The organism is Shewanella sp. AS16, from assembly GCF_021412365.1.
GTDB classification, from domain to species: Bacteria; Pseudomonadota; Gammaproteobacteria; order Enterobacterales; family Shewanellaceae; genus Shewanella; species Shewanella salipaludis.
Map to the genome: position 1 here is coordinate 100,858 of NZ_JAKCLK010000001.1, position 12,187 is coordinate 113,044.

Below are 12,187 nucleotides of genomic sequence, written 5' to 3' on the forward strand. Positions count from 1 at the left end.
CCCGAGCATAAAAAAAGCCAGGACTCTGTCCTGGCTTGTTAGCGGCTTAACCTATACTGACCCTGATTATTTTGGCCCGGATTATTCTGGCCCGGATTATTTTTGGGTCCAGCGGTCCATCCAGCCCAGTACCTTGGCGTACCACTGCTGCAGGTTGTCGGGATTGAGGATCCAGTGATTCTCATCCGGGTAGACCAGCAGCTCCGAAGGAATGCCTTGGCGCTGCATGAAGCTGAAGGCCGCCAGCCCCTGATCGTAAGGCACGCGGAAGTCCTTCTCACCATGGATCACCAGCATGGGCGTCTTCCAGTTTTCCACATAGTTGGCCGGGTTGAACTTCTCGTACAGGGCCTTGCTCTGCTCATAGCTGCCACCGAACTCATGCTCAGGGAACCAGAGTTCCTCCGTCACATGGTACATGGAGCGCATGTCGAACAGGCCGGCATGATCCACCAGGCACTTGAAACCGTCGTTCCAGTTACCCTGGATCCAGTTCATCATGTAACCGCCGTAGGAGCCGCCCAAGGCACAGGCGTTATCCGTGTCCAGCCACTTCTGCTGCTTGCCGGCGGCCGCCAGGCCCTTCTGCAAGTCTTCCAAGGGCTTGCCGCCCCAGTCCAGGGAGATGGAATCTGTGAAGGCCTGGCCATAACCGGTCGAGCCGTGGAAGTCCACCATGACGACACCGTAGCCGGCACCCGCCCACAACTGGGCGTTCCAGCGGCCGCTGAAACTGTTGCCGAAGGAGCCCTGGGGACCGCCATGCACCAGATAGGCGACGGGATATTGAGTCCCTTCCTTGAAGTTGGCCGGCTTTATCCAATAGCCGTAGACTTGCTCGTTATTCCAGCCCTTGAAGCTGAACTGCTGATAGTCACCGAACTTGATCTCCGCCAGCTTGTCCTTGTTGACATCGGTCAGGCGCTGCAGCCCCTGGCCATCCAGGTTGACTGTGTAGAAGTCGCCGGGCTGATCCAGCGCCTTATGCTCGAAGATCACCTTGTCCCGGGTCACGGCCAGCAGGCTGTTGCTGCCTTCGTTGTAGATGCTGCGTACGTCACCGAACTGAGTGTTGACCTCGAAGATGCTCACCTGACCCAGATCCTGGGCGGTGACATACAAGGTACGGTCATCCGGGCCGAACGCTATGGAGCTGGGGCTCCTGTCCCACAGGGGAGCGATTTCCTTCACCTGACCCGTGACAGTGTCGCGCAGCATAATGGCGTATCTGTCGGCCTCGAAGCCGGGTTTCTTCATCGCCAGGTAGGCCATGTAGCGACCGTCGGCAGAGAAAGTCGGCTGGGCATCCCAGGCCTGATTGTCTTCGGTCAGATTAACCGTCTTGCCACCTGCGACCGGCACCTGCCAGATGTCGTAATTCGTGGTCCAGGCCTGATCTTTGCCCGGCGCCTTGGCACTGTAGACTATATGCTTACCGTCCGGGGTGAAGCTCACCTCTTCCATGCCGGAGAAGGGCTTGGGCGGGGTTTCTGTATCCCTGCCCTGGGTGACATCGACGGCGTCGGTCAGCATCTGATCGCCGAGCTGAGCGACGAACAAGTGACCGCGGGCATGATCGCCCCAGGTATCCCAATGGCGCACCATCAGCTGGTTATATTCGCGTCCAGTGCTCTTGCGCTGCGCTTCCTGGGCAAACTTGTCTTTGGAACAGGCCAGGTCGGCACACTCGGGGAAGACCCTGATGCTCATCACCAGCTGCTTGCCATCATTGGATAGCTTGTAAGCTTCGACATCCAGCGGCAGATCTGTTACCTGCCTGGCTTCGCCGCCATCCAGGGCCAGATTATAGATCTGGCTCGAGCCATTGCGGGCGGCGATAAAATACACAGACTTGCCATCCGGGGCGAAGGCCACGTCATGCTCTGTGCCGCTGGCCGTGGTCAGCTGTTGTGGCTTGGCGCCGGACTCGGCGAGATCCAGCAGATAGAGATCCGCACTGGCATCCCCCTTGGCGTCCAGGGTCTTGAGGCCATAGACAAGCTTAGTGCCATCCTTGGAGACGGCGGCCGATTGCAGCTTATTGAGCTTGACCAGCTGTTGCACATTGAAGGGAACGGGTTCGGCGGCTTGGGCCGACAGGGCCAGTCCAGCGGCCCCCAGCGCCAATAACAGGGGAGTCATTTTCATTCTTATTCTTCCGTTTTGAGTTGATTTTGTTGCTATGTCATTAATTTATCATTTATTTAGCTAAACACACTAGCCAAACAAAAACGCTCAGGCAAGCCTGAATTGCCTGTCTGAGCGAGTATTTTGTGACAAAATGTCTGACTGACGCCTAGGGCTTAGGCATTGGCGGCGTTGGCTATATTCACTTTCCAAATCGCCGGGCCGGTTTCATGGGCGTTGACCCCTTGTGAATCCACGGCCACAGTCACAGGCATGTCCTGAACGTCGAATTCATAGATGGCTTCCATCCCCAGATCTTCGAAGGCCACCACCCGGGATTTCTTGATCGCCTTGGACACCAGGTAAGCGGCGCCGCCGACGGCCATCAGGTACACTGCCTTGTGTTTCTTGATCGACTCCACAGTCGCGGGGCCGCGCTCGGCCTTGCCTATCATGCCCATCAGACCCGTCTTATCCAGCATGAGATCGGTGAACTTATCCATGCGGGTCGCGGTTGTCGGGCCGGCAGGGCCAACCACTTCGGTGCCGACGGGATCGACAGGGCCGACGTAATAGATGAACTTGCCGCTGAAATCCACCCCTTCCGGCAGGCCTTCGCCGCTTTCGATCAGGCTCTGGATGCGCTTATGCGCCGCATCACGGCCCGTGAGCATCTTGCCGCTGAGCAGTATGGTCTCGCCACTCTGCCACTGCTCTATATCCGCCTGGGTGACGGTATCCAGGTTCACCCGGCGCACGTCGGCACCCACTTCGCGGGTGATTTCCGGCCAATCGGCCAGGGATGGCGGCGTCAGCTCGGCAGGACCCGTGCCATCCAGGTGGAAATGCACGTGGCGGGTGGCGGCGCAGTTGGGGATCATCACCACAGGCTTGGATGCCGCGTGGGTCGGTGCCGACTTGATCTTGATGTCCAGCACTGTGGTCAGGCCGCCCAAGCCCTGGGCGCCTATGCCCAGGGCATTGGCACGCTTGAAGATGTCCAGGCGCAGCTGCTCTTCCGTGGTCTCGGCGCCGCGGGCCAGCAATTCATGAATATCGACGCTCTCCATCAGGGCTTCCTTGGCCAGCACTGCGGCTTTCTCGGCGGTGCCGCCTATGCCTATGCCCAGCATGCCGGGAGGACACCAGCCGGCACCCATGGTCGGCAGCGTCTTCTCTACCCAGGCGGCGATATCATCGGACGGATTGAGCATCGCCATCTTGGCCTTGTTCTCAGAGCCACCGCCCTTGGCGGCGATCATCACTTCGATATGGTGACCGGCCACCATGTCTATGTGCACCACAGAGGGGGTATTGTCCTTGGTGTTCTTACGGCTGCCGGCGGGATCGGCAACGATAGAGGCACGCAGCGGGTTATCCGGATTGGTGTAGGCGCGGCGCACACCTTCATCCACCATCTGCTGTACTGTCATGTCTGTCTTGTCCCACTGCACGCCCATACCGACCTTGACGAAACAGGTCACTATGCCTGTGTCCTGGCATAGGGGACGTTTGCCTTCGGCGGACATGCGCGAGTTGATCAAAATCTGCGCGATCGCATCCTTGGCAGCGGTGCTCTCTTCGCGCTCATAGGCCTCGGCCATGGCATCGACGAAGTCTTTCGGATGATAATAAGAGATGTATTGCAGGGCATCGGCGATGCTCTCGATAAAATCGGCTTGTTTGATCATCTGAGGGGTTCCAGACACAGTTGTATTCATAGACATAGTGGGCGCTCCAGCAGCCATTGCGGCCTAACTCTTTCTAGTAGTTATGGTAATGATTCGGGTATAGATATCGGGCTTTCATTCGCCTTGCATTCACTCAGCCACCCGGGTATCGGTGCCGACGGGTTTACACGCCCTTTCCCTGGCGCTTTCCCCTGTTATCCGGTGCCGATTTAACCTCTTAGTGCTTTAATGGCCAATATGATACTCTTTCCGCCCTTTTGGGGCTACATCACATTTTTAATAGGTTTAGGTTATGGACACAGACGCAGCGTCTTCCCGGGTTTCACCTCAATTGGCTTGCCGTCAACTGGACTGGGACATAGACACCCGGACGCTCTTCGGTCACTTCGCCCACTTGCCCTGGGCCGTCCTGCTCGATTCCGCCGACGCCAGCCACCAGGATGCCCGTTACGATATCATCTGCACCGCCCCCATAGCGACCTTGGTCACCCGCGGAGCGCAGACGGAATTGAGCCATTGGCAAGCCGGCAAGCCGGGCCACGGCGAACGCCTGAGCCAGGAGCCGTTCGCGCTGCTCAGCGACACACTGCAACGCCTCTTTCCCGAAGCCAAAACCAGCCGTTTTCCCTTCGGCGGCGGCGCCCTGGGCAGCTTCAGCTATGACTTGGGGCGACGCATAGAGAAGCTGCCCGCCACCTCGCGTCGGGACATAGAGCTGCCGGAGATGAATATCGGCTTCTATGACTGGGCATTGATCTTCGACTATCAGGATAAAGGCTGGCATCTGCTGCATTACCGGGGCGAAGCCGCCCTCGAACTTGAGCTGCAACGGCTCGAGGCCAGCTTGCTGAGCACGAGGGAAACCCCGGCCTTCGCCCTCACCTCCCCCTGGCAGAAGCAAATCACCCAGGCCGAATACGCGGCGAAATTCGCCAGGGTGCAGGAGTATCTGCATAGCGGCGACTGTTACCAGATCAACCTGACCCAGAGGTTCAGCGCCGACTACCAGGGCGATGAATGGCAGGCCTATTGCAAGTTACGCCAGGCCAATGCGGCGCCCTTCTCCGCCTTCATGCGGCTGCCGCAGCAGGCCCTGCTATCCATCTCCCCCGAGCGTTTCATTCAGCTCAGGGGCGACAAGATCCAGACCAAACCCATCAAGGGCACACTGCCGCGTCATGCAGATCCTGTGCTGGACGCCGCCGCCGCCAAACGGCTGCAGGCCTCGCCCAAGGACAGGGCAGAGAACCTGATGATAGTCGACCTGCTGCGCAACGACATAGGCAAGGTCGCCAGCCCAGGTTCCGTATCTGTTCCGGCCCTGTTCGAGGTGGAGAGCTTTCCCGCGGTGCACCATCTGGTCAGCACTGTCTGCGCCACCCTGGCCCCCCAATATGGGGCCACAGATCTGCTCAGGGCGGCATTTCCCGGCGGCTCGATCACAGGCGCACCCAAGATACGGGCGATGCAGATCATCGAAGAGCTGGAACCGGCACGCCGCAGCCTGTATTGTGGATCCATAGGCTACCTGAGCCAGGATGGGCAGATGGATACCAGCATCACCATCCGCACCCTGGTCGCCGAAGGCGGCAAACTCTATTGCTGGGCCGGTGGCGGCATAGTGGCCGACTCACAGATGGAGGCCGAATACCAGGAGAGTTTCGACAAGGTCAGCCGTATCCTGCCCTTGCTCGAATGAGGCTCGGCATAGGCGAGACTCAGCATAGGCAGTACAGGGCAAATTGAGCCAACAGGCGGCTAACGGGCGGCATATGGATCAGACAGAATTCCGACTCAGATACAGCTTACATCCGCTGTCGCCACCGCTGGCGACGCCACACGCTGCCGGTCTCAGAAAGGCCGCGGTATTGGTGGCGTTGGCGGACATAGAGGGGGAACTGCAGCTGGTATTGACCCGAAGACCCCTGCATTTGCGTGCCCATCCGGGCCAGATAAGCTTTCCCGGTGGCAAGGTGGAAGCCGGCGATGCCGATGACACGGCCACGGCACTGCGCGAAGCCGAGGAAGAGATAGGTCTGCACCCGGCCAATGTCGAGGTCCTGGGGCAACTCCCCGCCCACAAGACAATCACAGGGTTCGAGATCACCCCGGTTGTCGGCCTGGTGAGAGACGCCTTCGAGCCGAGACTGGATCCCGGCGAGGTGGCCGAGTATTTCACCCTCCCCCTGTCCTTCGTTATCGACCCCATGAACCGGCATAAACGCCAATTCCTGCGCCATGGCCGTTACTATACAGTGGTATTTATCCCCTATGGGACCAAATTCATCTGGGGCGCGACGGCGGCCATCATAGACATTCTCTGCCGCCAACTGGGCGTGAAGACATACCAGCCCCAGGGCCGGCGTCAGACAAACAGATTCAAATAGAGGCCGGCCGACAGGGAACAGAGCAATAATAAGGGAATATTGAACCAATAGCCGATGCGGCTATGGTGCGCCATATAATAATTCATCACCAGGCTGACCACACTTATCCCGGTGCAAATCCAGAGCAATGTCTCCAGCAACAGGGTCGGCTCGGGATCCCAATTCAAACGCACCGGCAAGCCATGGCTGAGCACATTACCGAAGGCACGCTCCGGCCTGGCCTCATCGAACACCAAGAGGGCATACAGAGCCAGGGACCAACCTGCAAGTGACAGAGTCGCCAGACAAATCTGAAATATTTTCCTTTTTTTCATCATATCGCCGCTTCCCCCATGCGCTTATTCCATTAAAGATTTGCCATATTGAGTCAGAATACCTTTTTCAGCTTGAGAAAAGCCACCAGCAAGGTAATATAAACCTCCAAATTTTTTATATAAAAACGTTTTTCGTTGGAGAACTAAGCAACAATGAGCATTGCATCTGTCGCTTCTGTATTTAAAGGTGAGCACGCGGTCGGTTCGCAAGTCACGGTTCGCGGCTGGGTCAGAACCCGTCGCGATTCCAAGGCCGGCATCTCTTTCCTGGCCGTATATGACGGTTCCTGTTTCGACCCTATTCAGGGCGTGGTGCCAAATAGCTTAGACAATTACAACGAGCAGATATTGAAGCTGACGGCGGGTTGCTCCGTCATCATGACGGGCAACGTGGTCGAATCCCCGGGCGCAGGCCAGGCATTCGAACTGCAGGCCACGGCTGTGGAAGTGACCGGCTGGGTCGATGATCCAGACACCTACCCCATGGCGGCCAAGCGTCATTCTATCGAGCATTTGCGCGAGCTGGCTCACTTGCGCCCCCGCACCAACATCATAGGTGCCGTCGCCCGGGTGCGTAACTGTCTGTCCCAGGCCATTCACAGGTTCTACCATGAGCAAGGCTTCATCTGGGTCTCCACCCCGCTGATCACCGCCTCGGATACCGAAGGTGCCGGCGAGATGTTCCGCGTCTCGACCCTGGACATGGAAAACCTGCCGCGCACCAGCGAAGGCAAGGTCGACTATGACAAGGACTTCTTCGGTAAGGAAGCCTTTCTGACGGTATCGGGTCAGCTGAACGGCGAGACTTACGCCTGTGCCCTGTCCAAAATATATACTTTCGGTCCGACCTTCCGCGCCGAAAACTCCAACACCAGCCGCCACTTGGCCGAATTCTGGATGGTCGAGCCGGAAGTCGCCTTCGCCACCCTGAACGATATGGCCGGCCTCGCCGAAGACATGCTGAAGTATGCCTTCAATGCGGTATTGACCGAGCGCATGGACGATCTGGAATTTTTCGCCCAGCGGGTTGACAAGACGGTGATAGAACGTCTGCAGTCCTTCGTCAGCAGCGATTTCGCCCAGGTCGATTACACGGATGCGGTCGAGATCCTGCGCAACAGCGGCAAGAGCTTCGAATTCCCCGTCTCCTGGGGCATAGATCTTTCCTCGGAGCATGAGCGTTATCTGGCCGAAGAGCACTTCAAGGCCCCTGTGGTAGTGAAAAACTACCCCAAAGATATCAAGGCCTTCTACATGCGTCTCAACGACGACGGCAAGACAGTCGCCGCCATGGACGTGCTGGCTCCCGGCATAGGCGAGATCATAGGTGGCTCCCAGCGTGAAGAGCGTCTGGACGTGCTGGATGCCCGCCTGGCCGAGATGGGCCTGGAGAAGGAAGATTACTGGTGGTATCGCGACCTGCGTCGTTACGGCACTGTGCCTCACTCAGGCTTCGGTCTGGGCTTCGAGCGTCTGGTATCCTATGTCACGGGTGTGAACAACATCCGCGACGTGATCCCCTTCCCCCGGGCTCCCCGCACCGCCAACTTCTAAGCTTTGGCCTTGGAACATAAAAAAACGCGCCTAGGCGCGTTTTTTATTGCTTGTTCAGCGCTACCGCTCAGGCCTGGCTTATCTGGTTGAGGATACGCTTCTCCGAGATGGGATAGGCAGTGCCCAGCACCTGGGCGAAGCAGGACACCCGGTATTCTTCTATCATCCAGCGCGCCTCCACCAACACCTCGGGCACAGGCATGGAGCGCGGAAGCTTGGCCAATTGACTCGCCAGCACCTCCTGCACCTTGTTGATGCTGTGCATGTGCAGCCTGTCGCGGCTGGGATCCACCGGCAGCTTGTCCAGACGATTCTCTATGGCGGACAAATACCTGGCCACATCGCCCAGGCGCTTCCAGCCACAGGCCTCGACGAAGCCCTTGAACACCAGCGCATCGAGCTGGCTCTGGATATCACTCATGGCGAAGGCAATATCCAGGCTGATCTTGCCCTTGAGACGCTTCTTGATCTTCTGGTACAGGGTGAGGATCTTCTCCACCTTGAGGGAGATCTGCTCGGCGGTGGGGTTAAGCTCCTGGCGCACCCACTCCTTGGCCTGCTCAAACTGCTCCGGATTACGCACATCCAGGCCCTTCTCGTCCAGCAACTGCTGCACAGCCGCGGCGATTATGTCATCGATCAGGATCTGCACCTGGCCGAAGGGATTGAAATACATGGCCAACTTGGCTTTGTTCGGCAACGCCTGCTGCAGATGTTTCACCGGCGAGGGGATGTTGAGCAGCAACAAGCGCCGCAGTCCCTGCCTGTGGGTCGTCTGCGCCTCGTACTCGTCGTCGAACAGCTTGATGGCAACGCTATCCTTGGTATCGACCAGGGCCGGGAAGGCCTTGACCTGATAGTTGCCCTTCTGCTGCTGATACTGCAACGGCAGCTCACCGAAGCTCCAGTCGGTGAGCGCACTCTGCTCTATGCCGGAATCGGCCACCTGGCGTATGGCCTTGGCCACCACCCCCTGCAGCCCGGCCTTGAGCGGCTCAAGTTGCCGTCCCTGGGCGACCAACTTATGGTTATCGTCCTCTATCTTGAAATTAAGTTGCAGATGGGCCGCCAGCTGACTCAGGTCGAAGTCCTCCGGCGTCAGCCGCACCCCGCTCATGCGCAGCAGTTGCTTGCACATGGCCGGCAGCAAGGGCTGCTCGAACGGCGTCATCGCCTGCACGCAGGCACGGCCATAATCGGGCGCCGGCACGAAGTTGCGTCTCAGGGTCTTGGGCAGGGATTTTATCAGCGCCACGCATTTCTCTTCCCTCAGGCCAGGCACCAGCCAGTCGAAATCCTGCTCGTCTATCTGATTGAGCAGCGCCACGGGTATGTGCACCGACACGCCATCGTCCAGGGCCGCAGGTTCGAAATGGTAACTCAGCTTGAGGCTCAGATTGCCCTTGTGCCAGCTCTCGGGGAAGTCCAGCGCCGACACATGGGCACCGCTGCGCTGCATCAGCAGCTCTGGGCTGAAATTCAGCAGCTCCGGCTGCTGACGGCGGGCGGTTTTCCACCAGCCGAAGAACAGCTGGCCGTTGTAGATGCCTGCTGGGATCCGCGGCTCGTAGAAGTCCACCAGCACTTGCTCATCCACCAGGATATCGCGCCGCCGTGACTTATGCTCCAGCGACTCCACATCCTCGAGCAGCTTCTGATTGTTGACGAAGAAGGCTTCCTGGGTCTGCAACTGACCTTCGGCCAGGGCGCTGCGGATGAAGATCTCCCGCGCCTCGACCGGATCTATCGGGCCGTACTGTACCTTGCGCCGGCTCACTATGTTCAGGCCGTAGAGCACCTGATTCTCGAAGGCGATGACGCTGGCGGGCTTGGCCTCGAAATGCGGCTCGACATAGCTCTTCTTCACCAGATGGCTGGCCAGGGATTCGAGCCATTCGGGCTGGATCTTGGCGCAGCAGCGGGCGAACAGGCGTGAGGTCTCGGTCAGCTCGGCGGCCATGATCCACTTGGGCCCCTTCTTGGCCAGCGGCGAACCGGGAAACACGAAAAACTTGCGGTTGCGGGCGCCCAGGTATTCGTTGTTGGCGTCCTTGAACCCTATCTGGCTCAAGAGCCCCGCCAGCAGGGCCTTGTGCAGATTGTCATAATCCGCCGGGGTGTCGTTCAGGCGCCACTTGAGTTCATGCACCGCCTGTTTCAGCTGAGTGTACAGGTCCTGCCATTCGCGCACCCTGAGGTAGGCCAGGTATTCGTCGCGGCATAATTTGCGGAACTGGCTCGCCGACAGGGCCTTCTGCTGTTCCTTGAGGTACTGCCACAGCTTGACCCAGGAGACGAAGTCCGAGTCTTTATCGGCGAAGCGCCTGTGGGCCTCGTCGGACGCCTGTTTCTTGTCCATCGGCCGCTCGCGGGGATCCTGGATGGACAGGCCGGCGACTATGACCAAGGCCTCGTTGAGGCAGCCCAGCTGGTGCGCCTCTATCACCATCCGCGCCAGGCGGGGATCCACAGGGATCCTGGCCAGGTTCTTGCCAAGCGGTGTCAACACCAGCTTGTTGGCTTGCTGCTTCACCGCCTGCAGCTCTTCCAGCAGCAGGAAGCCGTCGCGGATATGGCGTTGATCCGGTGGCTGAATGAAGGGGAAGGCCCCTATGTCGCCCAGGCCTATGGCCAGCATCTGCAGTATGACGGAGGCCAGATTGGTGCGCAGGATCTCGGGATCTGTGAACTCTGGCCTGTTGTTGAAGTCCGCCTCGTCGTAGAGGCGGATGCAGATCCCAGGGCCGACCCGGCCGCAACGCCCCTGGCGCTGGTTGGCGCTGGCCTGGGAGATGGGCTCAATAGGCAATCGCTGCACCTTGGTGCGGTAACTGTAGCGGCTGATGCGGGCCGTGCCAGGATCTATGACATAGCGGATCCCAGGCACAGTCAGCGAGGTCTCGGCCACGTTGGTCGCCAGCACTATGCGCCGCCCCCTGTGGCTGTTGAACACCTTGGACTGCTCGCCGTAGGATAGCCTGGCGTACAGGGGCAGCACTTCCGTGTCGCGGTACTGGCGGCGGTTGAGCTGCTCGGCGGTATCGCGGATTTCACGCTCACCGTTCATGAAGATGAGTATGTCCCCCGGGCCTTCGGCGACCAGCTCATCGACGGCGGCGAAGATGCCCTCGGTGACGTCCAGATCTGCATCCTGCTCCTGCAGCAAGGGGCGATAGCGGGTCTCGACCGGGTAGGTACGCCCCGAGACTTCGATGACGGGCGCCTGATTGAAATGCCGGGAGAAACGCTCCACGTCTATGGTGGCCGAGGTGATGATCACCTTGAGGTCCGGCCGCTTCCTGAGCACCTGTTTCAGGTAGCCGAGGATGAAGTCTATGTTGAGGCTGCGCTCGTGGGCCTCGTCTATGATGATGGCGTCGTACTGATCGAGAAACTTGTCCGAGGTCAACTCGGCCAGCAATATGCCGTCTGTCATCAGCTTGATGTAGGAGTCGCTCTTGATGGCATCGGCGAAGCGCACCTTGAAGCCGACGGCCTCGCCCAGCGGGCTGTTGATTTCCTCGGCAATCCGGCTGGCAACGCTGCGGGCGGCCAGTCGCCTAGGCTGGGTATGGCCTATCAGGCCGCGACAACCCAGGCCCAGCTCGAGACAGATCTTCGGCAGCTGGGTGGTCTTGCCCGAGCCGGTTTCACCTGCGATGATCACCACCTGGTTGGCGGCTATGGTATTGGCTATCTCGTCCCGCATCAGGGAGACGGGCAGGTTCTCCGGATAGCTTATGCCGGGTCTCGCCGCCCGGCGCTGCTGAACCTTGGCATAAGACGCCTTGGCCGCCTCGGCAAGCTGCGCCAACGCCGCCGTCTTCTTGTCCGAATCGGCTTCCTTATTCAGCCTGAACAAACGCCGACGGATCCTGGACGCATCCGTCTGATAACAAAGGGAGAGAAACGCGTTCGATAGCGGGTGTTTGTCCGAGTTCAAATCCAAATTCCATTGCCGACTTCAAAGGCAAGGATCCTAGCAAGGAAAGGGCTCTATGGGTATGGCTAATTCAATGGATTGGCGGGCAAATGTGCTTATCTGCCCCCTGCCCTGCTCCCCTTGTCCCCTTGCCGGCCAGCCGCCATAGCCATTGCCGTGTCGCCGTGATAG

At 58.9% G+C, this 12,187-nt stretch carries 7 protein-coding genes; 3 read left to right on the forward strand and 4 right to left on the reverse strand.

Annotation, left to right across the window (positions count from 1 at the left end; genetic code table 11):
- Nucleotides 1-96: 96 nt before the first annotated feature.
- Complete coding sequence (locus LZP73_RS00530; protein ID WP_234232580.1) at nt 97-2,148, reverse strand: alpha/beta hydrolase family protein; 2,052 nt, start codon at nt 2,146-2,148, stop codon at nt 97-99.
- 155 nt (nt 2,149-2,303) lie between these two features.
- Nucleotides 2,304-3,818, reverse strand: coding sequence for a fumarate hydratase (locus tag LZP73_RS00535; protein ID WP_234232581.1), 1,515 nt, complete (start codon nt 3,816-3,818; stop codon nt 2,304-2,306).
- 292 nt (nt 3,819-4,110) lie between these two features.
- On the opposite strand from LZP73_RS00535, the gene pabB reads away from it, so the two are divergent.
- Nucleotides 4,111-5,517 carry an aminodeoxychorismate synthase component I gene (pabB, locus tag LZP73_RS00540; RefSeq protein ID WP_234232582.1) on the forward strand — a complete coding sequence of 469 codons (1,407 nt, stop codon included), beginning with the start codon at nt 4,111-4,113 and terminating at the stop codon, nt 5,515-5,517.
- Nucleotides 5,518-5,590: 73 nt separating this feature from the next.
- A complete protein-coding gene (locus LZP73_RS00545) occupies nt 5,591-6,205 on the forward strand; it encodes a CoA pyrophosphatase (RefSeq protein ID WP_234232583.1) in 615 nt (204 codons plus the stop codon).
- Here LZP73_RS00545 and LZP73_RS00550 read toward each other — a convergent pair.
- Nucleotides 6,184-6,519 carry a hypothetical protein gene (locus LZP73_RS00550; protein WP_234233301.1) on the reverse strand — a complete coding sequence of 112 codons (336 nt, stop codon included), beginning with the start codon at nt 6,517-6,519 and terminating at the stop codon, nt 6,184-6,186. The genes LZP73_RS00545 and LZP73_RS00550 overlap by 22 nt on opposite strands.
- 153 nt (nt 6,520-6,672) lie before the next feature.
- Between LZP73_RS00550 and asnS the strand changes: the two genes are divergently transcribed.
- The gene (asnS, locus tag LZP73_RS00555) at nt 6,673-8,073 is read left to right on the forward strand and encodes an asparagine--tRNA ligase (protein ID WP_234232584.1); all 1,401 of its coding nucleotides are present in this window, start codon (nt 6,673-6,675) and stop codon (nt 8,071-8,073) included.
- A 67-nt stretch (nt 8,074-8,140) separates the two neighbouring features.
- Here asnS and hrpA read toward each other — a convergent pair whose 3' ends face one another.
- Nucleotides 8,141-12,016: an ATP-dependent RNA helicase HrpA gene (gene hrpA, locus LZP73_RS00560; protein WP_442800701.1), complete on the reverse strand. Its 3,876-nt coding sequence runs from the start codon at nt 12,014-12,016 to the stop codon at nt 8,141-8,143.
- Nucleotides 12,017-12,187 lie beyond the last annotated feature (171 nt).